The organism is Acidovorax sp. GW821-FHT11A03, from assembly GCF_058809075.1.
Window position 1 is genome coordinate 181,236 of sequence record NZ_JBXASG010000010.1, and the last position, 19,761, is coordinate 200,996.

Below are 19,761 nucleotides of genomic sequence, written 5' to 3' on the forward strand. Positions count from 1 at the left end.
GATACAGGAGAAGAGACACCATGACAGACCGTGAAATGCTGGAGCTGGCGGCGAAGGCTGCGGGGCTGGATTTTTTCTGGGTCGATGCTGGCCCAAATATCGAATCAAATGCCGTTCCTGAAATATGGAATCCCATCGTAGACGACGGCGATGCTCTGCGGCTGGCGGTGAAGCTCAAAATGAGGATAGGTATCGACGCCATCCCAGTAGGCTCAGTAGTCGTAGTTTCAGACGACAAGTTCAGGCCAGATACGCATGAACGCATTGGGAACGATGCGACGCATGCCACCCGTCGCGCCATCGTCCGTGCAGCCGCTGAGATCGGAAAGGCTATGCCATGAACCGACTTCACCCCAACTGGGGCACCTTCTTCTTCATAAGCGTCCTTCTGGGCGCTTTTCTTTTTGTGCAGCACGAGGACAACCGCCACGAATGGCCCGAGTCCGACGAACTGCAGGCAGTACAGATGGAGGAAGCTGCGAAGGCATCACGCGAGTTCGCTGGGCAGGCTGTATGCGGTCCTGCTGCCCTGGCGCAGTGGGATGGCGATGTACTCACGTGCACGCCCAAGCGCGGGCGGGCCTATCAGGTAGCCAAGGGAGAGAGCCATGAGTGAAGCAATCAAGCCGACGCCGGGCGAGTGGCGCTATACACCACGAGCTGTTGATGAAGGCGGCAATTGGGCCTCGCGCATACCGTTTGCAATTGAGGTCGCAATCGGTTCAGCAGTCGTCCCAGTGGCAGACGTATGCGCCCAACCAGATGCGAAGGATAACGCCCGCCTCATCGCAGAAGCCGGAAAAGTGTTCAACGAGACCGGCCTATCGCCTCGCCAGCTTGCAGAGCTGCTTAACGCAATCATCAGCGCTGCGGACTCCAAACAAGCGCAGGGCGGCGAAATGTGGTTCGCAGAAGCGGTTGCGCCGCCCATAGACGCCGCCCGCGCAGCCCTCGCAAAGTGCCAACCCAAACCACAAGAGGCGAATACATGAAAACCACCATCAAGGGCTTTATTACCCACAGCGACGGCGAGTACCAGTTCTTTCGATCCGAAATGCAGGGGTACGGATACGCCACCGTCATGCCTTACTCCATCGAGGTCGATATCCCCGACGTGTTCGACCCGACTGCGGCGCAAGTTGCCTTATTGGAGGCCGCAAAGAAAAAGGCCCGCGCAGAGTTCCAAGCCTGCATCACCGAGATTGACCGGCAGATCCAGAGCTTGCTGGCGATTGAGCATGTGGCGCCCACCCCATGACAGACACAGAGCGCTGCATTCTCGCCCTGATGGCCTATCTAGTAGTCATTGCCTGGGCTGGCCTGCTTGCTTTTGTAGCGGGGGTGCCATGACAAGGCTTATCGACTGCTACAGGCTTTACCGCATCTACCGACGCTGTCTTTCGCGCAGTGTTGCGCTGAGATCGGCGTGGATTGTTTCTGGAGGATGAGATGACTGAAAAGACACACTATCGCAAGGCGTTCGATTCGCCATACCTGAGCAGCGCGGACATTGTTGAGCCAACCGTTCTGACGGTGGCGCGCGTCACGCTGGAGCCTGACCGCACAAAGAAAACAAAAGACCTGTTCAACACCGCATGGTTCGTTGAAAAGGAATTGCGCCCAGGCGAGAAGCTCAAGCCGATGATCCTCAACGCCACTAACAGCAAGACCATGAAGGGCCTGACGGGATCGGCCTTTATCGACGACTGGCAGAACGTGCGTATCACGGTCTACGTTGACCAGAACGTGCGCTTCGGCAAGGAGTCGGTCGAGGGCCTGCGAATCAGCCCCTTTGCGCCTGAAAAGCGCATCCTGACTCCGGATAACAAACGCGGTTGGGATAACGCCAAGGCGGCATATCGGCGCGACGGAAACCTTTCGCAGGTACTGTCTCGCGTTGACATGAGCGCGGAGCACCAGCAACAAATCGCGGATGAATGCAAGGAGCCTGCAACATGACGTTCTATGACGTCGAGCAGAACACCGACGCGTGGATGGCTCTGCGGCTAGGGAAGGCCACCGCCTCGAATTTCGGTTGTTTCATGGCAAACGAGGGTAAGGCATTTGGCGAACCGGCCAAAGCCTATGCACTGCAAATAGCCCTGGAAATCGACACTGGCAAGAAGGCTGAATACAGCTTCAGCAACGAGCACACCGAGCGCGGCCATGAACAAGAGCCAGTCGCCAAGATGCTCTACCAAGATGAGAACTTTGTGACCGTGCAGAACGGTGGGTTCTTTTGTTGGGGCACCTACGGGGATTCGCCAGATGGCCTGATCGGCACAGATGGCGTCCTGGAGGTCAAGTCAGTTGGCGCCAAGACGCACTACGCGACGTTGATGCGCGATTCGTTCGACCCTGCGTACCGCTGGCAGTTGATCGGGCACCTGGACTGCACTGACCGAGCTTGGGTGGACTTCGCCAGTTACTGCGCGGAGTTTTCCGAGAGCAAGCAGTTGATCGTGCATCGGCTGTACCGAGACGACTACGCCGACGAGATTGCCCGGTTGCGCCAGCGGCGGGCAGACTTTCTCGGTCTGGTGCAGGAGACATTGAAAAACATCCGTGGGTAACCACACCAACACCCGCTGGGCAGGCTGGCGGGACTTTTAGAAAGTAAACCATGAGCAATTACGACAACACCAACCGTGGAGCGTTGTTTGTCAACGACCGCAAAGAGCCCGGCAGCAATAAACCGGACCGCACTGGCTCGCTGAATGTAGACGGAGTGGAGTATTTCCTTGATGGCTGGATAAAGAAGTCTGCTGCCGGGGCGCCGTTTTTGAGCGTATCCGTCAAGCGCAAGGACAAGCAGCCTGGACAGTCGGCGCCTCAGAGACAACAGAAAGCGCCAGCACCCACCGCAGACCCTGGCGGATGGGACGACATGGACGTTCCATTCTGAACAACCCCACCCCACTCCCAGGCCCGCAACAGCGGGCTTTTTTATTGCCATGAAGCCACTTGACTACATACACGCCCGCGTCAAAGAGGATGCCGACTGCTGGATCTGGCAATTGGGGTGCACAAACCAGGGTACACCGACCATGCACCCGCCAGGAGAAAAACAACAGGCCGTCCGCAGATGGCTTGCGATCCAACTCGGGAGGAGCATCCCGCCCAACCACGTTGCGACAACCAAGTGTGGCGATCCTAAATGTGTGTGCCCCGATCACCTGCTTATCTCGTCGCGCAGCGCGTTGGCGAAGGCCACGGATGCAAGGACGGGTTACACACGGTCGCCACAACGGAGAAAGCGCATCTCCGACGACAAGCGCGCAAGGTTTGCGAAGCTGACCATTGACCAAATCCAGGCCATCAGAGATGCACCAACGATCAACGCCGCAGCGATTGAGCATGGCGTGAGCAAGGCCACTGCCGGACGTATCAGAGCGCATCAGATTTGGCAGGACTACAGCAACCCATTCCAAGGGCTAGGCGCCCGTAAGGAGCAGACATGAGCAATGAAGACAAAACCTTGATGGAACTGATCGACGCTTACGCAGAAGCACGACATATCTCCGGCTGCCACACGTACAACGCCAAGACTGCAGAAGCCCGCGCGAAGGTTGTCGCCTCTCTCGCAGCAAGTGCGGGGACCGATTGCGCACGTTGCAGCGGCAGCGGCGAAGACCCCGAAGGCTTCTACGACCAGTCATGCGGAGACGCCGGGCACACCCATGACGGACCATGCCGTGAATGCAACGGCAGCGGTGTCGCAGCAAGTGCGGGGAGTGAGCCTGTTGCGGGAGCTGTGCTGGATGGCGAAGGCTCGGTGTGCCTTATCCGCCGTGGCACAGAGCGTGACTACATCGCGCGCCGGGGTGGCAGTTTGCTCTACACCCACCCCTCTCCCCCAGAGGGAATGGTGGGAGGGTGGACAAAGGCTTCAGAGCAGTTGCCACCTTGCCGCGATGACCAGGATTACATCGGCATCAACACCGCAGGGTTTGCGGGCATCTTCAACGCGGTCGCGGACATTGCAGGCAACGTGCACTGCATGATGGAAACAGCCGAAGAGTCGGTGTCAATCATGAGCGATCTGGACATCTGGAAACCGTTCGTTCGCCCTCCCATCGCCGCTGGTGGCGGAAAGGAGGCGGACCATGGGTGATGCCAACAACATCGTTCACAAGGTCAAGTTTCCATTCATCCGCGAGGTGTACAGCGGGCCGATGGATGGCGAGTTCGTTGATGACGTGAAGACATGGAAGCCAGGAACCCGCTGCGAACACGGCGACTACGAGTATTCGGATGAGCAATGGGTGGCGGACGGCGAGGGCTTCATGGTGCTGGAGGTGCTTGGCACCTTCAAGCCCGGGAAGTACCCAGAGCGCACCTTTTATCTGCGCCAGTTCATTGACCCAGATGGCCGCCAGTTCGGCAAACCAAAGGTGCGCGTGATGGCGTCCAGTGCATTCAAACGAATGGCACGCGGCTATCGCCACCAGTACGTAATGAATGACATCGAGGAAGCGCCATGACCCCCACCCCTACAGGCGCGGCAGTGCCCGCCCAACCCGATGCGCTGCGCTCCATCCAGCGCTACAAGATCGGCTACCAGTCGGACGATTGGGGCCAGCGCTCAAGCACTCCGAGCGGCATCCCTGACACATCCGGTTCGTGGGTACGCTATGCGGATCACGTCGCCCAGGTAGCCGCCCTCACAGCGCAAGGGGCAGCAGAGCGGGCGGTGCCTGCCGCACCAATCACGGCGTCGATCACGTGCGATGACGGCGGGGAGAAGCCTGCCTATTGCTTGATGGGGGCATACCGCAACGAAAAGGATGCTCACACCGCACTCGCAATGCTCGCTGCAGCACCAGCGACTGCGCAGGATGCTATGGCGCTTGCCGAAAGCGTTGGCCTCATCGGCCCCGCAAGCCGCATCGGCGGCCTACACGCGGCAATCCAGCGTTACCACGATCTGATCTGTGTGAACGCAACAATCGAAGCCGCGAGGATGGCGGCAGAAGTCATCGCCGCCGCAGCCCCCGGTACTCCAGCACCCCAGCCCGCCCCCGGGGTGGAATCGAACACGACCGGGGCGGCGCGTGTGATTGATGTGTTGGAGGCGATGCTAGATGCCAACACGACGCACGAATACCAGGCCGACGCCGACGACGCAAAGGATCTGATTGACCAACTGCGCGCATCCCATGGGCAAGCACCCGCCCCCTCGCAGCAGGAATCGAACATGGCCGCCCCTGCGCAGGATGGGCAGGACTACCCGCCTTTGCCGGACCTGGGCGATAACTCAGCACTATGGATCGCCATTGGCCGCCATCGCCGCGCCATCTCAACTGGAGACACCGCAGCCGCAGCGACAGCGGTAGATGAGGCCGTAGTGTCCATGCTGCGCGCCTACGTTGACGCCGACCGCGCAGCCCGTGCCGCACCCCAGCCAGCAACGGCAGATGCGCGCCCGTTCCCCGCGTTCGTCGATGGTTTGCTGTGGCTGTGCGTCAAGGAGGCGGGCACGGTCAAGCCACTTGATGGTGCTGTTGCTCTGCCAATTCCGCCGTCATGGAAAGATGCCCTGATGGCCATCCAGTGGGAGCAATACGCTGGCGCCGCCCTGGCCGCCCAGCGGGGAGGTGCGTGATGTTCATCTGGACCATATCTGACGCTATCGGCATTGCCATATTTGTGCTGTTTGCGCTGGCCGCTGCCGTGGCGTACCTGCGCATCTGGTGGCGTCAATGGCGCTGCAAGCATGACGGGGCAGTGCTTGAGACCATGGCCTGCGATGCAATTTGCGACAAGTGCGGCAAAAACCTCGGCTTCATTGGGGCATGGCGCGCCGCCCAAAAGGACAAGCCATGACAAGCACTATCAAGCCGCCAACAGATGCAGAGATCAATGAGCTTTCGGAAGCGTATTTGCTTCGCATGTTTGGTAGCCGCGTCGTATTCAACGGCACGATGATTGACTTCGCCCGCGCAGTCCTGGCCCGTTGGGGTGCGCCATCCCCTGCAGGTGAGCCGGTGGCGGCAATGTCGCCAAAAGTCACCGTGTCACGCAACACGCTGCTTTGGTGGCGAGATCTGGCTGAAGTCAATCCGCAGGATTTGGTCCCGCGCATTGATGCAATGCTTGCCGCACCACCCACCCAGCCCGAGGCGGCGCGGGAGCCGCTGACGGATGCGCAAATAGAAATGCTGCGCGAGCAGACTTTCAGCACGAACAACCCGTTCTGCCCCTGCGACAGCAAGACCATGCGGAAGGCCGTGCGGGCAGGAGAGCGCGCCCACGGCATCACCCAAAAGGAAGGAGGACAGCATGCTGACCGATGAGCGGATTAACGAAATCGCCGAGAGCATGCCGGGCGGCATGGATGGATTTCTCAAAGGCTGGGGATGGCAGCAGTTCGCCCGAGCCATCGAGGAAGAGGTCCGCAAGGAAGATGAGGCCTTGATACGACAGCTCAGGGATGCGCTACACGCTCTGCATGGATGGTGGGGAAATGGTGAGTGGTACGGCCCCAAAACTCCCCATTGGCACGACTTAACAAACGAAGCCATCGCCGCAGCCCGTGCCCGCCTGGGCGAGAAGGAGTGATATGACACAACACGCTGAACTGATTGAGAGGCTGCGCAAAGGTAGCGATGCGGAGGCATCAGCCTGGGACGAGACCGAGATCATCTCTGGCCTGAACTACACCATGGAGACCGCAGCAGACGCCATTGAGGCGCTGGAGCGTGAGGTAGAGGGGCTGCGCGCCGCGCGGATGGCCTACGCCAGCGAGTTCCCACCAAACGACGATGGCGAGCCAGACGTAGGGAGCATTCACCAGAACATCCGCGCATTGAAGGTGCAGGTAGAGGAGCTGCGCAAGTATGCGGAGCGGTATCGCTGGCTGCGGGATGTTGCCGATCCCGACTCTGAAACCTCGGGCATCTGCGTTTCTGAGGGGGATATCAATGACTGGGGCAACAAGTTCACACGCTATTTTTCTGGCGACGCGCTAGATGCTGCCATCGACGTCGCCATTCAACATGAAGGAGCAAGCAATGATGTCTGACACCGAGGCCGACATCCCACGACTTGAGCAAGAACGTGATGCCAAATACGCCGAAGTCCAACACTTGGAAGACCGCTTGCGCAGATTGCGAGAACAGAAGGGCAATCGGATGACAAGCGAGTTCTTCAACTGGGCGCGTGGAGACACGGCCGCACAAGGAGAAAGCAATGTCACGCCGAGCCCGTGAGCGCCAGGAAGCCTACACAGCAAAGCACTACCCAGAGCGCTGGCAGGACGACAGAGACGCTGAAGACGGCGACAACGACCGGCCAGAGCCTGAAGAGCCCGAGCCTATTCACACACTGCACTAGCCCCGAGAAGGGGCTTTTTTTTGGAGGTCAGGATGAACGACCTGATGACGATCGACGACATCAGCACGGTGCTGAATCTTTCCCACGCGTACACCCGGGATCGGCTGGTAAAGCGGCCAGACTTCCCCCGCCCTGCGGTGGCCTTATCGCAAAAATGCAGGCGCTGGAACCGCGAGGATTTCAATGCGTGGCTGCACAAGCATGCGAAGAAACTTGCCCGATGAATTACGCACTGGATTACTCACGAAATCCGCAAAGCCTTTACCCAAGCGGGTGTCATATTCCGGCCCCGGGCACCATCGACTAGTCCGGAAGAGTCCAAACTCTTCCGGACTTTTTTATTTCTCCTTTGAAATCAGCATCTTAGCTGTCCGTACCCGTCCAGACTAGTCCACCCCCATCCGAGAAAATTGGGGGCACATTGGGGGGCACATTCTAAAAAAATGGGGGCACCGATGCACCTCAGGGCCGCAACCCTGGCGGAGTTCGAAAAGCGCTCACGCAGGCCGTGGCGCTGAGGGGGCACGGGCCGGAACCCTCGGGCAGTGGCGGGCACGCAAAGGATGGACGGGCCCGCGACGCAGGAAGTTCATCTGAAAGCGTCTCGAGGCCATTGGCGCTGGAGCTGGGGTGCAGTTGCGGCGAGTGGAGGCGGCTGCGACGACCTGAGCGTCACGTGAACAGGGGCCAGGCACAGGTCTGGCGCCAAAAAGCAAAAAAGCCCCGGCAGTGATGTCGGGGCTTTTCTTTTTGCGCCATCAGGTCATCGTCCAGCGCTTCGCCAACCCCTTCGGCTCAGGCCCGCCAATGCTGCGGCCATCAGCGCCGTCAACGCCACACCAAACGGGGACAGTCCCGGAACTGGTGTAGGGCCGGGGCCCGCCATAGCCGTGGGCGTCACCGCAGCCGAGGTCAACGACACGGGACCCAGGCCATTTGGATGCTGCGCTCGCACCGTGAATGTGTAGGGAGTGCCATTCACCAATCCAGTGACAGTACAGCTCGTCGCGGGTGCTGCCACGGAGCAACCCGGTCCGGCGTTCGATGTCACGGTGTAGCTGTCTGGCGGGTTGCCTCCGGTGTCCACAGGAGGCGCCCAGCTCACAGTGACCTGCGCGTTGCCGGGGACACCGGCTGGCGTTCCCACAGGGTCTGTGAAACGAACCAATCGCCCCTCGGACGGAACACCGTCAACGACAAGCCGCGCCATGTAGAGCCCGGCGGGTAAGGTGCCCAGCGGGGGCGAGGTGAAACTGGTAGCGGTATGGCTGGCGGGAGCCCAGAAGCTGATCGCGCCGTTCTCCGCGCGTTGCAGCTGAAGCTGAGGCGTACTGGTACCTGTGCCGCCCGTAAAACCCGTTCCGTTGAGAATCAACGCCGCGCCTGCACGCTGAAGCAGCGGCAATGCATTCGTCATCGCAGCAGGCCCAGGCGGCACGGCTGGGACATAACGGTCCACCGCGCTATAGAAAGTGAGGCTAGGATTGCTCGAGAACCCGCCCGTCAACAGTACATCGCCATTGGGCAACAGATTGGCCGTCCCGTTCTCGCGCGCTGTTCCCATGGAACCTGCTGGCGACCAGTTTCCCGTTGCTGGGTCATACAACTCCGCTATGGGCTGCGTATTTCTTGCGATATCCGAGCCCCCCGCCATCAGCACCAAGCCAGAGGAAAGTACTGTCGCATGGGCCAGCGGCGAGCCCATTGCACCGTTGCGGGGAAAGTTCAGGGCCCCGGTGGCGGTCCACGTATTGGCCACAGGATCGTAGATTTCTGCATGCGTTGTAACGCCGCCGGCTGTAAAGCCACCTGCGAGCAATACTCTGCCGTCCGCTAGCAGCGTCAGGCTCGCATAGTGACGCGGCACGAGGGGCGCCGCCGCCAATGACCATGTGCCTGCAACAGGGTCGTAGAGTTCCGCGACGGGGACTTCGCCCCCTGCGTTGAACCCTGAAGCCACCAGAACACGGCCATCCCGCAGCAACACGGCGCCATGGGCTCGATGAACCACCGACATGCTCCCAGTCGCCGTCCAGGTGCGCGTTTCGGGGTCATACAGTTCGGCCGTATTGAGATTGCTTCCTCCTGCCACCAGAACTTTGCCATTGGCGAGCAACGTCATCGACGGCAGCGAGCGAGATGCGGACTGTGTGCCAGCCGGGAGCCAGGTGTTGGCCACAGGGTCGTACAGCCGGGCATTCAGGCTGCCATCAGAGCGCACAAGCACATGGCCCGTGCCCAGCGTGACGGCTTCGGTCACATTGCCGGCAATCCCAGTGCCGCCTATTGATGACCAGGAGCCGCCCGAATATCGCTCACCGGTGGCGACGAATCCCAGGCGGTTAACGCCGTTGAAAACAGCCACGGAGCCGTCATCCAGCAGCGCCCCCGCGTGTTGCGCCCGGGGATCCGCCATGGGAGCGTCGACATTCCAGCCGACCGCGGCAAGTGCATGAAACTGCCACAGCAGGGTCACCAGACCAAGGGTTGCCGGGCGTGCCAATTGCCGAATGGGGGTTGCTTGGGCAGTGCGTCGAATCAACTTCATAGGTCCTTCTGTCGGGCTTGTGAAACAAAGGTGCATGGCGGTCCCACCGGCGCTCAAAAATCACGATCGCCCTCGGGCAGCCGCGGAAGACTACACGGTTTTTTCGCGGGGGGTTAGTCGCCTTCTGGGGCCACATACACGCCAGACAAAGAGCGCGGCCACCACTCAGAGAGCTGACATAAGGTAGCGAATCGGCCAAAAAATGTCTACTTTCAGCCGGGTTCGGCCGCATTGTCGCTACAGGAACGCAACGTACCGGCCACGTGTTGTGCGCTGGAGCGCCCCCGCAAAAAGCCTTCAGATCCCATCCTCTCCCAGCAGCGTCAATCCACCCGCCAAGCTTTGGCAGGCCTCGCGGCCATGGGCCTGGCCCCAGGGACTACAGCTGAAAGCCCGCGTCCCCCAGGCCCGGGCGTTCCATCAAGAAAAGCAGGTAGAGGATGCGTGATGGATCACAGAGGGCCCCAGCGCAGGCCCTGCACCACCCCATGCCCCCAGCTACACCAGCCGCCTGATCGGCCGCTTCTTCCAGATGGCGTGGAAATAGATGGCCTGCAGTGCCAGCGCACACAGGTACGTGAGCGGGTAGCTGGCCCAGATGCCTTGCAGGCCCAGCAGGTGCTGCAGCGCGTAGGCCAGCGGCACAAGCAGCAAGGTGAGGCAGGACAGGGAAATCACCGTGGGCACGCGCACGGTTCCTGCCGAGCGCATGACGCCGGTGAACACGCTGGCCAGCCCAAACGCGAGGCTGCCCCACACCGTGACGCGCAGAACGGTGGCGGCCAGGTCCACCACGGCGGGATCGCGGGTAAACAGGCTGGCGACTTGCGGTGACACCACCGCCACCAGCAGGGCCAGGCTGCCGGTCAGCGCCAGATTCATCCACAGGCCGACCCGCGTGACATGCGCAACATCCTCCGGCTTGCCGGCACCAATGGCTTGCGCGGCGAACACGGAGGCCGCGACGGCGATGGACATGGCGGGCAGCTGCACAAAGGCCATGGCCTGATTGACGGTGCCCCACGCCGCCGTGGCCTGCCAGCCGTAGCCATTGACCAAGCGCAGCAGCAGCACGTCGGCGAGTGAGCTGGTGACGAAGAACAGACCGGTGGGCACGCCCAGCCTCGCCACGGTGGCAAGCAAGGGGGTGTTCCAGCGCAGGTGGGGCCTGAGGTGCGAGAAGGCCAGCACATGGCCCCTGGCATGCAGGTGCCACGCGAGCCATGCCAGGGCCACGGCATTGCCGATGAGGCTGGCCCAACCCGCACTGGCGGTGCCCAGCGGGGGAAGGCCCAGCCATCCCAGCATGAAAGCAGGAGTGAGCAGCATCCACAGGCCCGAGGCCAGAGTGAGCGCGCGCAGCGGCGTTGCCGTGTCGCCCAGGCCGCGCAGGAGGGCGGCACTGAGCTGGTGCAGGAACAGCACGGGCATGGCCAGGAACAGCACGCGCGCGTAGGCGATGGCCTGCGGCAGCACCTCGCCACTGACACCCAGCACACGCAGCAGGCTGCCGATGGCTGTGGCGCCCACGGCCGCTACCACGCAGCCGAGCAGGAACCCACCGAGCAGCACGGCCCCAGCCACGCGGCGCACCTTGTCCGCGTCGCGTGCACCCCAGGCCTGGCCCACCAGCACCGAGGCTCCGGCACCGAGCCCGATCACGAAGGCAATGCAGCACATGAACAACGGGAAGAAGCTGACCGCTGCGGCCAGCGCCTGCGCGCCCAGCAGTTGGCCCAGGCAGATGGTGACGACCGTGCCGCTCAGCGCCTGAAGCAGGTTCGTGGCCACGAGCGGACCGAGAAACCGCAGAAACCTTCGGGGCAGCGGCGTGGTCGGGTCGTTCGTGTCCATGGTGAACACATCGTATGCGACCCGCGTGCGCCGGGACATGGCCCGGCGCGGGGAAGCGACACCCGCAATGGAGCCCCCGCACGACGGCGGGCGGCGGCCTGGTGAATGCGCCGCGCTGTCATACCCAACCTCACGCGCGCCTGCCGTCCATATGGCGTCATTGAGAACGTCGTCACCGACCTTGCGCACCGTGGTCAAGGCTGGGGTCGGGCTGTCCTTTCACATGCTCTGAGCAAAGCTTGGCGTCGGAACTGCTACAAGGTGATGTTGCCGACAGGTCGAAAAGACGAAGCAACTTTGCGGTTTTACGAGCACGTGGGTTTTGATCGCCAGGGCAAGCAAGCACTGGTGGCAAAGCCTCCAGCCTGGCCTGTGTCGCCGCCTGAACGCTGATCACCCTGCAAGGCCCGCACGCAGTCAGGCCTGCAGTTTCGCCGCCGCCGGCTGCATGCTCTGCAGCACGTTGTCGGCCGCCTTGCGCACGTGCTCCTCGCACAGACGCGCCGCCGTCTCCCCGTCGCCCTGCTCAATGGCCGCCACGATGGCGTCGAGCTCCACCAGCGTGTGCGGAAACCGCCCAGGCTGGGCCATGGAGATGCGGCGCAGCACCGTCACGCGGTTGTTGAGCTGCTGCAGCAATTGCCCGGCCACCAGGTTGCCGCAGCCCGCGATGAGGATGTCGTAGAACTGGTTCTTGACGTTGAGCATCAAGGCGCGGTCCTGCGTGATCTCGGGCTGTGACAGCTCGGTGAGCTTGGCGCGCAGCGCCCGCACCTGGTCCTTGGAGGCATTGAGCGCAAAGCCCCGGCCCGCCAGGCTTTCGAGGTGCGCGCGCACTTCGTAGATGTCGCGCACCTCCTTGGATGAAATGGTGGTGACCTCGGGGCCCCGGTGCGGAATGATGGTGATCAGCCCCTCGGCCTGCAGGTGCTGCAGCGACTCGCGCACGCAGGATCGGCTCACGTCCAGGCTTTCGCAGAGCTCGCGCTCCGACAACTTTTGTCCCGGCGTGAAGTGGCCGTCGAGGATGGCCTGGCGCAGCGTCTGGGTAGCACGCTGGCGCAGGGAGGTCTCTTCGCGGGGGACTCGCAGCAGCATCTGGTTCATGGCGCCATCCTAATGGGTTTCATACACGCTGATTGTCATACAAACATATGAATCATTCGTCAATCCACATTTTCCATATGTATGATTGTCTGACAATCCTAATAAAGTTCATCCACTGCAACGCCGCGTTGCCGGCCTTCGCCTCCCCCCCTCTTTCTCTCTCTATCTATTGATCCCTTGCCACCCCAGGAGCCTTCCATGACCCGCCCCTACGCCCCCAAGAACCCCGCCCTCTTCGACCAGGGCCTGTCCACCCGCCGCGAGGTGCTCGGCGCAGAGTACGTCGATGCCTCGATCAAGAACGCGACCGACTTCAACATCGACATGCAGGAACTCGTCACCCAGTACTGCTGGGGCGATGTGTGGAACCGCCCGGGCCTCGACCGCAAGACCCGCTCTTTCCTCAACCTGGCGATGATCACGGCGCTCAACCGCCCGCACGAGCTCAAGCTGCACGTGCGCGGCGCCATCCACAACGGCCTGACCAAGGACGAGGTGAAGGAAGTCTTCCTGCAGACGGCCATCTACTGCGGCGTGCCGGCGGCGATCGATTCGTTCCGCGTGGCGTCGGAAGTGTTCAAAGAGATGGACCTCTGAGCAGGGGCGCGACGATGAGCCGCATCGCATTCATCGGCCTGGGCATGATGGGCCAGCCCATGGCCCACCTGCTGCACGCCGCAGGCCACCCGCTCGTGGTGAAGGACGCCCATCCTGAAGCCGAGGCGCAGTTCGCCGCGTCGCATGCCGGTGCCGTGGTGGCCACCGACAATGCCGCGTACGCAGGGTGCGACGTGGTCATCACCATGCTGCCCAATTCCGACATCGTGGACGCGGTGGTGGCCGACCTGGCACCCCACCTGCGGGCCGGGGCCTGCGTCGTCGAGATGAGCTCCGCCGACCCGATCCGCACGCGGGCCCTCGCAGCCTCGCTGCGCGGCACGGGGATCGCGCTGATCGACGCACCCGTCTCCGGCGGCGTGAAGAAGGCCGTCAATGGCACGCTGGCCATCATGGTGGGCGGCGACCCCGAAGATTTCGCCCGGCAACGGCCGGTGCTCGAAGTGGTGGGCAAGGCCATCAGCTACGTGGGCCCCGTGGGCGCGGGCCATGCGCTCAAGGCGCTGAACAACTACGTGTCCGCCGCCGCGCTGATCGCCACGGCCGAGGCCATCCACGTGGGCGCGGCCTTCGGCATCGATGCGGCCACCATCGTGGATGTGATCAACGCATCGACCGGCAAGAACAACACGACCGAGAACAAGGCCCACCAGTTCATGCTGAACCAGGCTTTCAACTCGGGCTTCTCGCTGGCGCTGCAGGCCAAGGACGTGGGCATCGCGGCCGGACTGGGCCGCTCCCTGCAGGTGCCGATGGACCTGGCCCAGAAGGTGTACGCCATGACGGCCGATGCCAGCGCCGCGCTGGGCCCCAGGGCCGACCACACCGAGCTGTACCGGTTCGTCGGCAAGCCCTGACAGTCCCCCCGGGCGCCCGGCAGGGCGCCCGCCGCAAGCCAGCAAACAAACAAGCAAGTGCCACCGCCTGGCAGGCCGGGCCTTGGCTGCTCTCACCCTTTCCGGAGACAAGACAATGCGCAACCAGACAAAGACCCTGCTCGCGGCCGCGCTGGCCCTGGCCTCGACGGCGGTGGCCGCCTTTCCCACCAAGCCCGTGACCATCGTGGTGCCCTATGCGGCCGGGGGCTCCACCGACGTGCTGGCCCGCGTGCTGGCCGAGGCCATGGCGCGCGACCTGGGCCAGCCGGTGATCGTGGACAGCGCGGGCGGAGCCGGCGGCACCATCGGCACCGCCAAGGTGGTGCGCGCGCCCAATGACGGGCACACCGTCCTGCTGCACAACATGGGCATCGCCACGGCCCCGGCGCTGTACAGCAAGCTGGCCTTCGACGTGAACAAGGATCTGGAGCCCATCGCCCTGGCCGGCGAGGTGCCCATGATCCTGGTGCGCTACAAGAATTTCGCGCCCGCGACCGTGGCCGAGTTGATCCAGCACATGAAGGCCAGGCCGGGCGAGGTGAAGTTCTCGCACGCGGGCGTCGGCGCCACATCGCACCTGTGCGCGATGCTGTTCAACCAGACGGCCGGCACCACCGTGACGATGGTGCCCTACCGCGGCACCGGCCCGGCGCTGCAGGACCTGGTGGCGGGCAACGTGGACCTGATCTGCGACCAGCCCGTGGCCACCGGGCCGCACCTGCAGTCCGGCGCCCTCAAGGCCTACGCCATGGCGACCAGGGAGCGCATCCCGACGATGCCGGAGGTGCCGACCTTTGCCGAGTCCGGGCTGCCGGGCTTCGAGCTGGCCGTATGGCACGGCGTGTACGCGCCCAAGGGCACACCGCCCGCCGTCGTCGAACGCCTGAACAAGGCGGTGCGCGGGGCCCTGGCCGATGCCGGCCTGGTCAAGCGCTTCACCGACATGGGGGTCATCATCCCGCAGGGCGACCGGCTCAAGCCCGAGGCGCTGCGCCAGCAGACCGCTGCCGAGATCAGGCGCTGGGATCCCGTCATCAAGGCGGCCGGCGCCAAGGCGGAGTAAGCGCGCAGCCGCCAAAGCACCCGCGCAGGGCGGCTGCACGGGCCGATGAGGGCGGTTGCGCTGGCGAACGCGGCCCCGCGCCACGCCTTGGCCGAGCCCGGCCACCACCGGCAGGCCCAGGCCGCCGGGAACGCTACCCGGGAAAATCGGCTCAGTTGTTCTGCCTGCGCACCAGGTGGCGGCCGGTGTCGGTGATGGTCAGCTGGCCCGACGCATTCTTGGTGATGAAGCCGTGTTCGTACAACCGTCCGGACATATGCTCCTTCAGCGCTGAAACCACGCTGATGTTCTCCATCTCCAGGTGCTTCAGCGTGGCGAGTTCGTCCACCGTGGGCTCGAAATGGGGGGCATGGTAGGTTGCGTTCAATGACATAACGGCTCCTTGATGAAATAGTAAAGGTATGAGGTGCCTGGTACGGCCCGCCGGGCCGCCCGCTGGGTGTGACCCTTGCACACCACATACGTTCCGTCCATCTTCTTCCCGCCGCCTGCAGCGAGTGCCACCAGCGTAGCCCTGTCCGCCGCGGGGCGCAAGCCGGCAAGCGCCCTACTCTGCCGCAGCCCGCGCAGTGTCTTGAAGCCATTTCGAGAACACCGCCAGCACGGGCGGCTGCACCTGCGCGGGGCTGACGAGGTAGTAGCCCCGCTCCCCCCGCAGGGGCCGCGCGCAGGCCACCACCAGTTCGCCGCTGGCCAGCTCGGCCTCGATCAGCAAGGGCGGAATCAGCGCCACACCCAGCCCATGCGTGGCCGCCACGGCGAGCATGGAGAACAGCTCGTAGCGCGGCCCGTCCAGCGCATGGGGTGCGTCCACCCCCATGGCGTCGAACCACTGGCGCCAGCCGTAGGGGCGCGTGCTCTGCTGCAGCAGGGGCAGCCGGGCCAGCGCATCGGCGGCCACGGGCTGGTGGGCGCGCCCGCGCGCGCGCGGCGCGGCGGATTCGAGCAGGCGCGGGCAACACACGGGCAGCACATCCTCGTGCATCAGCAGTTGCGCCTGCACGCCGGGCCAGTTGGCCACCTGCTCCGGGGTGCCGGCGTACAGGGCCGCGTCAAAGGTGGTGTCGGCGAACAGAAAAGGGCGCGTCTGCGTCTCGATGTGCACCACGATGTCGGGGTGCAGCTGGGCCAGCTGCGGCAGGCGCGGAATGAGCCAGCGCGTGGCGAACGTGGGCACCGCCGCCAGCGACAGCGTGCCGCCCTCGCCCTGGTGGGCCATCACGTCGAGCGTGTCGCGCTCCAGGCCCTGCAGCCAGCGCGCCACCTGGCGGCCGTAGTGCGCGCCGGCGGGCGTGAGCACCACGCCGTGGCGCGTGCGGCGAAACAGCTGCACGCCCAGAAACTCCTCCAGCGCCTGGATCTGGCGCGAGACGGCGCTTTGCGTGAGCGAGAGTTCCTGCGCGGCGCGGGTGTAGCTCTCGTGCCGGGCGGCGACTTCAAAACAGGCCAGTGCCTGGGTCGATGGGATATTGCGGCGCATGATGAAAATGAACTTTTAAGGGGCCGGCCAAGTAGATGATCTCTAGCTCAAAGTATTTCATACATTCCAGTTATGCATATCTGGATGAAAAGAACTCGCTTGCGGCGCGCTGGCGCGAGGCCTACGATCTGCCCCAGAACACCTTTGTTGCCACTCTTTTTTTCACCTGGAGACACGCACATGGCCCACGCCGCCTTTCAATGGGATGACCCTTTCCTCCTGAGCCAGCAACTGACCGACGACGAGCGCGCCATCCGCGACGCGGCCGCCGCCTACTGCCAGGACAAGCTGGCCCCGCGCGTGCTGGATGCCTTCCGCCACGAGAAGATGGACGTGAGCATCTTTCGCGAGATGGGCGAAGTGGGCCTCCTGGGCCCCACCATCCCCGAGCAGTACGGCGGCCCCGGCCTGTCGTACGTGGCCTATGGCCTGATCGCCCGCGAGGTGGAGCGCGTGGATTCGGGCTACCGCTCGATGGCCAGCGTGCAGTCGTCGCTGGTGATGGTGCCCATCCATGAGTTCGGCACCGAAGCGCAAAAGCAGAAGTACCTGCCCAAGCTCGCCAGCGGCGAGTGGATCGGCTGCTTCGGCCTGACCGAGCCCGACCATGGCTCCGACCCCGGCAGCATGGCCACGCGCGCCTACAAGGTCGATGGCGGCTACAAGCTCAAGGGCAGCAAGATGTGGATCACCAACAGCCCCGTGGCCGACGTGTTCGTGGTCTGGGCCAAGGAAGTCATCAAAGGCGGCGATGGCAAGGATGTTGTGGGCCCCATCCGCGGCTTCGTGCTGGAAAAGGGCATGAAGGGCCTCACGGCCCCCGCCATCCACGGCAAGGTGGGCCTGCGCGCCTCCATCACCGGCGAGATCGTGATGGACGACGTGTTCGTGCCGGAAGAGAACGCGTTTCCTGAAGTGCAGGGCCTCAAGGGCCCCTTCACCTGCCTGAACAGCGCGCGCTACGGCATCGCCTGGGGCGCGCTGGGCGCGGCCGAGTTCTGCTGGCACACCGCCCGCCAGTACACGCTGGACCGCAAGCAGTTCGGCCGCCCCCTGGCCGCCAACCAGCTCATCCAGAAGAAGCTGGCCGACATGCAGACCGAGATCGCCATCGGCCTGCACGCCTGCCTGCAGTTTGGCCGCATGAAGGACGCGGGCACCGCCAGCGTGGAAGGCACCTCCATCATCAAGCGCAACAGCTGCGGCAAGGCGCTGGACATCGCCCGCCTGGCGCGCGACATGATGGGCGGCAACGGCATCAGCGACGAGTTTGGCGTAGCCCGCCACCTAGTGAACCTGGAAGTGGTGAACACCTACGAAGGTACGCACGATGTGCATGCGCTCATCCTGGGCCGTGCGCAGACCGGCATCGCGGCGTTCAGCTGACATCCCCCTGAGGCGCTGCGCGCCTTCCCCCTTTTCTCGGCCTCGCCGGGAAGGGGGACGACGCCGGTGGCCTGGAGACGCGCCCGCCGCGCCTCCCACGCCCATTCAACACGATTTTGGCCTCTAGCGCTTACTGAACAAGCGCAAGCAGCTATTCAAGTTATAGCAATCACTACCATGACCACATCCAACGCAGGCGCCCTCGCAGGCATCAAGGTGCTCGACCTCTCCCGCGTGCTCGCGGGCCCCTGGTGCACGCAGGTGCTGGCCGACCTGGGGGCGGACGTGGTGAAGGTGGAGCGCCCCGGCGTGGGCGACGACACGCGCCAGTGGGGCCCACCCTTCCTGAAGGACGCCGAGGGCAACGACACGAACCAGGCCAGCTACTACACCGCCTGCAACCGCAACAAGCGCTCGGTGACCATCGACATGGCCTCGCCCGAAGGCCAGGCGCTCATCAAGCAGATGGCGCAAGAGGCGGACATCGTGGTGGAGAACTTCAAGGTCGGCGGCCTGAAGCAATACGGCCTGGACCACGAGAGCCTGCGCGCGCTGAACCCGCGCCTTATCTACTGCTCCGTCACCGGCTTCGGGCAAGACGGGCCCTACGCCGAGCGCGCGGGCTACGACCTGATGGTGCAGGCCATGACGGGCCTGATGAGCATCACCGGCCAGGCTGACAGCCAGCCCGGCGGCGGCCCGATGCGCGTGGGCGTGGCGGTGATCGACCTGTTCACCGGCCTGTACGCCAGCAACGCCATCCTGGCCGCGCTGCATGTGCGCGACAACGCGGCCACTGGCACGGGCCAGGGCCAGCACATCGACATGGCGCTGCTCGACGTGGGCATGGCCGTGCTGGCCAACCAGGCCTCGGGCTTCCTCGCCACCGGCAAGGCGCCCGGCCGCATGGGCAACAGCCACCCGAGCCTGGCGCCCTACCAGGACTTCGCCACGCAGGACGGCAACATGCTGCTGGCCATCGGCAACGACGGGCAGTTCCAGCGCTTTTGCGCCGCCGCCAACCAACCCCAGTGGGCGACCGACCCGCGCTACGCCACCAACACCCTGCGCGTGCAGCACCGCACCGACCTGATCCCTGCGATGGAGGCCGTGACGCGCACGCGCACCACGGCCGACTGGATCACGCTGCTGGAAGACAAGGCCGTGCCCTGCGGCCCCATCAACACCATCGCCCAGGCCTTTGACGACGCGCAGGTGCAGGCGCGCGGCCTGGCCGTGACGCTGCCGCGCTGGAAGGACGGCGAGGCTGCCACCGACAACGTGCGGCAGATCACCGGCGTGGCCAGCCCGCTGCGCCTGTCGGCCACGCCGCCCGTGCTGCGCAACGCGCCGCCGGCACTGGGCCAGCACACGGACGAGGTGCTCGCCGAAATGGGGCTGGACGCGGCGCGCATCGCGGCGCTGCGGGCCTCGGGCGTGGTGTAGCCCCTCACTGATTTACCCGCTCTTGCGCAACGCCCCGCGGCATCCC

General features: G+C 63.8%; 27 protein-coding genes. 22 read left to right on the forward strand and 5 right to left on the reverse strand.

Annotation, left to right across the window (positions count from 1 at the left end):
* Positions 1 to 20 precede the first annotated feature (20 nt).
* The 16 genes from AC1RVY_RS23620 to AC1RVY_RS23695 all read left to right on the forward strand — a co-directional run bounded on the left by AC1RVY_RS23620 (position 21) and on the right by AC1RVY_RS23695 (position 7,559).
* The gene (locus AC1RVY_RS23620) at positions 21 to 341 is read left to right on the forward strand and encodes a hypothetical protein (protein ID WP_492808510.1); all 321 of its coding nucleotides are present in this window, start codon (positions 21 to 23) and stop codon (positions 339 to 341) included.
* Positions 338 to 616: a hypothetical protein gene (locus tag AC1RVY_RS23625; protein WP_492808511.1), complete on the forward strand. Its 279-nt coding sequence runs from the start codon at positions 338 to 340 to the stop codon at positions 614 to 616. The genes AC1RVY_RS23620 and AC1RVY_RS23625 overlap by 4 nt, the downstream gene beginning before the upstream one ends.
* A complete protein-coding gene (locus AC1RVY_RS23630) occupies positions 609 to 992 on the forward strand; it encodes a hypothetical protein (protein ID WP_492808513.1) in 384 nt (127 codons plus the stop codon). The genes AC1RVY_RS23625 and AC1RVY_RS23630 overlap by 8 nt, the downstream gene beginning before the upstream one ends.
* A complete protein-coding gene (locus AC1RVY_RS23635) occupies positions 989 to 1,258 on the forward strand; it encodes a hypothetical protein (protein ID WP_492808515.1) in 270 nt (89 codons plus the stop codon). Before AC1RVY_RS23630 ends, AC1RVY_RS23635 begins: the two co-directional genes overlap by 4 nt.
* Before the next feature lie 191 nt (positions 1,259 to 1,449).
* Positions 1,450 to 1,959, forward strand: coding sequence for a hypothetical protein (locus AC1RVY_RS23640; protein ID WP_492808517.1), 510 nt, complete (start codon positions 1,450 to 1,452; stop codon positions 1,957 to 1,959).
* Entirely contained in the window at positions 1,956 to 2,573 is a 618-nt protein-coding gene (locus AC1RVY_RS23645; protein WP_492808518.1) for a YqaJ viral recombinase family protein, read from the forward strand. Before AC1RVY_RS23640 ends, AC1RVY_RS23645 begins: the two co-directional genes overlap by 4 nt.
* A 50-nt stretch (positions 2,574 to 2,623) precedes the next feature.
* Positions 2,624 to 2,905, forward strand: coding sequence for a hypothetical protein (locus AC1RVY_RS23650; protein ID WP_492808520.1), 282 nt, complete (start codon positions 2,624 to 2,626; stop codon positions 2,903 to 2,905).
* A 552-nt stretch (positions 2,906 to 3,457) separates the two neighbouring features.
* Positions 3,458 to 4,114: a hypothetical protein gene (locus AC1RVY_RS23655; protein ID WP_492808522.1), complete on the forward strand. Its 657-nt coding sequence runs from the start codon at positions 3,458 to 3,460 to the stop codon at positions 4,112 to 4,114.
* A complete protein-coding gene (locus AC1RVY_RS23660; RefSeq protein ID WP_492808524.1) occupies positions 4,107 to 4,484 on the forward strand; it encodes a hypothetical protein in 378 nt (125 codons plus the stop codon). Before AC1RVY_RS23655 ends, AC1RVY_RS23660 begins: the two co-directional genes overlap by 8 nt.
* Positions 4,481 to 5,605 (forward strand): hypothetical protein, encoded by a 1,125-nt coding sequence (locus tag AC1RVY_RS23665; protein WP_492808526.1) that lies wholly within the window; start codon positions 4,481 to 4,483, stop codon positions 5,603 to 5,605. The genes AC1RVY_RS23660 and AC1RVY_RS23665 overlap by 4 nt, the downstream gene beginning before the upstream one ends.
* Complete coding sequence (locus tag AC1RVY_RS23670; RefSeq protein ID WP_492808528.1) at positions 5,605 to 5,826, forward strand: hypothetical protein; 222 nt, start codon at positions 5,605 to 5,607, stop codon at positions 5,824 to 5,826. Before AC1RVY_RS23665 ends, AC1RVY_RS23670 begins: the two co-directional genes overlap by 1 nt.
* Positions 5,823 to 6,296, forward strand: a complete 474-nt coding sequence (locus AC1RVY_RS23675; protein ID WP_492808530.1) for a hypothetical protein — start codon at positions 5,823 to 5,825, stop codon at positions 6,294 to 6,296. The genes AC1RVY_RS23670 and AC1RVY_RS23675 overlap by 4 nt, the downstream gene beginning before the upstream one ends.
* The gene (locus AC1RVY_RS23680; protein WP_492808532.1) at positions 6,283 to 6,561 is read left to right on the forward strand and encodes a hypothetical protein; all 279 of its coding nucleotides are present in this window, start codon (positions 6,283 to 6,285) and stop codon (positions 6,559 to 6,561) included. The genes AC1RVY_RS23675 and AC1RVY_RS23680 overlap by 14 nt, the downstream gene beginning before the upstream one ends.
* Before the next feature lies 1 nt (position 6,562).
* Positions 6,563 to 7,024: a hypothetical protein gene (locus AC1RVY_RS23685; RefSeq protein WP_492808534.1), complete on the forward strand. Its 462-nt coding sequence runs from the start codon at positions 6,563 to 6,565 to the stop codon at positions 7,022 to 7,024.
* Entirely contained in the window at positions 7,017 to 7,211 is a 195-nt protein-coding gene (locus AC1RVY_RS23690; protein WP_492808536.1) for a hypothetical protein, read from the forward strand. The genes AC1RVY_RS23685 and AC1RVY_RS23690 overlap by 8 nt, the downstream gene beginning before the upstream one ends.
* Before the next feature lie 156 nt (positions 7,212 to 7,367).
* A complete protein-coding gene (locus AC1RVY_RS23695) occupies positions 7,368 to 7,559 on the forward strand; it encodes a helix-turn-helix transcriptional regulator (protein ID WP_492808538.1) in 192 nt (63 codons plus the stop codon).
* Positions 7,560 to 8,098: 539 nt separating this feature from the next.
* Here the strand turns inward: AC1RVY_RS23695 and AC1RVY_RS23700 are convergent.
* Positions 8,099 to 9,883 (reverse strand): fibronectin type III domain-containing protein, encoded by a 1,785-nt coding sequence (locus tag AC1RVY_RS23700; protein ID WP_369641826.1) that lies wholly within the window; start codon positions 9,881 to 9,883, stop codon positions 8,099 to 8,101.
* A gap of 498 nt (positions 9,884 to 10,381) precedes the next feature.
* Positions 10,382 to 11,737: an MATE family efflux transporter gene (locus AC1RVY_RS23705; RefSeq protein WP_492808540.1), complete on the reverse strand. Its 1,356-nt coding sequence runs from the start codon at positions 11,735 to 11,737 to the stop codon at positions 10,382 to 10,384.
* 105 nt (positions 11,738 to 11,842) lie between these two features.
* Here AC1RVY_RS23705 and AC1RVY_RS23710 point away from each other — a divergent pair, with 105 nt between their 5' ends.
* Positions 11,843 to 12,130, forward strand: coding sequence for a GNAT family N-acetyltransferase (locus AC1RVY_RS23710; RefSeq protein WP_492254806.1), 288 nt, complete (start codon positions 11,843 to 11,845; stop codon positions 12,128 to 12,130).
* 24 nt (positions 12,131 to 12,154) lie between these two features.
* Here AC1RVY_RS23710 and AC1RVY_RS23715 read toward each other — a convergent pair whose 3' ends face one another.
* Positions 12,155 to 12,844, reverse strand: a complete 690-nt coding sequence (locus AC1RVY_RS23715; RefSeq protein WP_492808543.1) for a GntR family transcriptional regulator — start codon at positions 12,842 to 12,844, stop codon at positions 12,155 to 12,157.
* A gap of 198 nt (positions 12,845 to 13,042) precedes the next feature.
* On the opposite strand from AC1RVY_RS23715, the gene AC1RVY_RS23720 reads away from it, so the two are divergent.
* From AC1RVY_RS23720 to AC1RVY_RS23730, 3 genes are all read left to right on the forward strand, one after another.
* The gene (locus AC1RVY_RS23720; protein ID WP_218293731.1) at positions 13,043 to 13,441 is read left to right on the forward strand and encodes a carboxymuconolactone decarboxylase family protein; all 399 of its coding nucleotides are present in this window, start codon (positions 13,043 to 13,045) and stop codon (positions 13,439 to 13,441) included.
* Positions 13,442 to 13,455: 14 nt separating this feature from the next.
* Positions 13,456 to 14,319, forward strand: coding sequence for an NAD(P)-dependent oxidoreductase (locus tag AC1RVY_RS23725; protein ID WP_492808545.1), 864 nt, complete (start codon positions 13,456 to 13,458; stop codon positions 14,317 to 14,319).
* A gap of 115 nt (positions 14,320 to 14,434) precedes the next feature.
* Positions 14,435 to 15,403 (forward strand): tripartite tricarboxylate transporter substrate-binding protein, encoded by a 969-nt coding sequence (locus tag AC1RVY_RS23730; RefSeq protein WP_218341692.1) that lies wholly within the window; start codon positions 14,435 to 14,437, stop codon positions 15,401 to 15,403.
* A gap of 151 nt (positions 15,404 to 15,554) precedes the next feature.
* Here AC1RVY_RS23730 and AC1RVY_RS23735 read toward each other — a convergent pair whose 3' ends face one another.
* Positions 15,555 to 15,776 carry a hypothetical protein gene (locus tag AC1RVY_RS23735; RefSeq protein ID WP_218293727.1) on the reverse strand — a complete coding sequence of 74 codons (222 nt, stop codon included), beginning with the start codon at positions 15,774 to 15,776 and terminating at the stop codon, positions 15,555 to 15,557.
* Positions 15,777 to 15,950: 174 nt separating this feature from the next.
* The gene (locus AC1RVY_RS23740; protein WP_492808547.1) at positions 15,951 to 16,883 is read right to left on the reverse strand and encodes a LysR family transcriptional regulator; all 933 of its coding nucleotides are present in this window, start codon (positions 16,881 to 16,883) and stop codon (positions 15,951 to 15,953) included.
* A gap of 180 nt (positions 16,884 to 17,063) precedes the next feature.
* On the opposite strand from AC1RVY_RS23740, the gene AC1RVY_RS23745 reads away from it, so the two are divergent.
* Together AC1RVY_RS23745 and AC1RVY_RS23750 are read left to right on the forward strand one after the other, a co-directional pair.
* Complete coding sequence (locus AC1RVY_RS23745; RefSeq protein WP_492808548.1) at positions 17,064 to 18,269, forward strand: acyl-CoA dehydrogenase; 1,206 nt, start codon at positions 17,064 to 17,066, stop codon at positions 18,267 to 18,269.
* Between the two features lie 177 nt (positions 18,270 to 18,446).
* Entirely contained in the window at positions 18,447 to 19,715 is a 1,269-nt protein-coding gene (locus AC1RVY_RS23750; protein ID WP_492808550.1) for a CaiB/BaiF CoA transferase family protein, read from the forward strand.
* Positions 19,716 to 19,761: the final 46 nt, after the last annotated feature.

What these genes read in the sequence shown, in the direction of transcription:
- AC1RVY_RS23650 (WP_492808520.1), top strand. Translation starts at nt 2,624, where the DNA reads ATGAGCAATTACGACAACACCAACCGTGGAGCGTTGTTTGTCAACGAC.
- AC1RVY_RS23685 (WP_492808534.1), top strand. Translation starts at nt 6,563, where the DNA reads ATGACACAACACGCTGAACTGATTGAGAGGCTGCGCAAAGGTAGCGAT.
- AC1RVY_RS23695 (WP_492808538.1), top strand. Translation starts at nt 7,368, where the DNA reads ATGAACGACCTGATGACGATCGACGACATCAGCACGGTGCTGAATCTT.
- AC1RVY_RS23640 (WP_492808517.1), top strand. Translation starts at nt 1,450, where the DNA reads ATGACTGAAAAGACACACTATCGCAAGGCGTTCGATTCGCCATACCTG.
- AC1RVY_RS23675 (WP_492808530.1), top strand. Translation starts at nt 5,823, where the DNA reads ATGACAAGCACTATCAAGCCGCCAACAGATGCAGAGATCAATGAGCTT.
- AC1RVY_RS23620 (WP_492808510.1), top strand. Translation starts at nt 21, where the DNA reads ATGACAGACCGTGAAATGCTGGAGCTGGCGGCGAAGGCTGCGGGGCTG.
- AC1RVY_RS23690 (WP_492808536.1), top strand. Translation starts at nt 7,017, where the DNA reads ATGTCTGACACCGAGGCCGACATCCCACGACTTGAGCAAGAACGTGAT.
- AC1RVY_RS23740 (WP_492808547.1), bottom strand. Translation starts at nt 16,883, where the DNA reads ATGCGCCGCAATATCCCATCGACCCAGGCACTGGCCTGTTTTGAAGTC.
- AC1RVY_RS23710 (WP_492254806.1), top strand. Translation starts at nt 11,843, where the DNA reads ATGCGCCGCGCTGTCATACCCAACCTCACGCGCGCCTGCCGTCCATAT.
- AC1RVY_RS23665 (WP_492808526.1), top strand. Translation starts at nt 4,481, where the DNA reads ATGACCCCCACCCCTACAGGCGCGGCAGTGCCCGCCCAACCCGATGCG.
- AC1RVY_RS23700 (WP_369641826.1), bottom strand. Translation starts at nt 9,883, where the DNA reads ATGAAGTTGATTCGACGCACTGCCCAAGCAACCCCCATTCGGCAATTG.
- AC1RVY_RS23645 (WP_492808518.1), top strand. Translation starts at nt 1,956, where the DNA reads ATGACGTTCTATGACGTCGAGCAGAACACCGACGCGTGGATGGCTCTG.
- AC1RVY_RS23720 (WP_218293731.1), top strand. Translation starts at nt 13,043, where the DNA reads ATGACCCGCCCCTACGCCCCCAAGAACCCCGCCCTCTTCGACCAGGGC.
- AC1RVY_RS23725 (WP_492808545.1), top strand. Translation starts at nt 13,456, where the DNA reads ATGAGCCGCATCGCATTCATCGGCCTGGGCATGATGGGCCAGCCCATG.
- AC1RVY_RS23680 (WP_492808532.1), top strand. Translation starts at nt 6,283, where the DNA reads ATGCTGACCGATGAGCGGATTAACGAAATCGCCGAGAGCATGCCGGGC.
- AC1RVY_RS23750 (WP_492808550.1), top strand. Translation starts at nt 18,447, where the DNA reads ATGACCACATCCAACGCAGGCGCCCTCGCAGGCATCAAGGTGCTCGAC.
- AC1RVY_RS23705 (WP_492808540.1), bottom strand. Translation starts at nt 11,737, where the DNA reads ATGGACACGAACGACCCGACCACGCCGCTGCCCCGAAGGTTTCTGCGG.
- AC1RVY_RS23715 (WP_492808543.1), bottom strand. Translation starts at nt 12,844, where the DNA reads ATGAACCAGATGCTGCTGCGAGTCCCCCGCGAAGAGACCTCCCTGCGC.
- AC1RVY_RS23670 (WP_492808528.1), top strand. Translation starts at nt 5,605, where the DNA reads ATGTTCATCTGGACCATATCTGACGCTATCGGCATTGCCATATTTGTG.
- AC1RVY_RS23745 (WP_492808548.1), top strand. Translation starts at nt 17,064, where the DNA reads ATGGCCCACGCCGCCTTTCAATGGGATGACCCTTTCCTCCTGAGCCAG.
- AC1RVY_RS23625 (WP_492808511.1), top strand. Translation starts at nt 338, where the DNA reads ATGAACCGACTTCACCCCAACTGGGGCACCTTCTTCTTCATAAGCGTC.
- AC1RVY_RS23630 (WP_492808513.1), top strand. Translation starts at nt 609, where the DNA reads ATGAGTGAAGCAATCAAGCCGACGCCGGGCGAGTGGCGCTATACACCA.
- AC1RVY_RS23655 (WP_492808522.1), top strand. Translation starts at nt 3,458, where the DNA reads ATGAGCAATGAAGACAAAACCTTGATGGAACTGATCGACGCTTACGCA.
- AC1RVY_RS23660 (WP_492808524.1), top strand. Translation starts at nt 4,107, where the DNA reads ATGGGTGATGCCAACAACATCGTTCACAAGGTCAAGTTTCCATTCATC.
- AC1RVY_RS23735 (WP_218293727.1), bottom strand. Translation starts at nt 15,776, where the DNA reads ATGTCATTGAACGCAACCTACCATGCCCCCCATTTCGAGCCCACGGTG.
- AC1RVY_RS23730 (WP_218341692.1), top strand. Translation starts at nt 14,435, where the DNA reads ATGCGCAACCAGACAAAGACCCTGCTCGCGGCCGCGCTGGCCCTGGCC.
- AC1RVY_RS23635 (WP_492808515.1), top strand. Translation starts at nt 989, where the DNA reads ATGAAAACCACCATCAAGGGCTTTATTACCCACAGCGACGGCGAGTAC.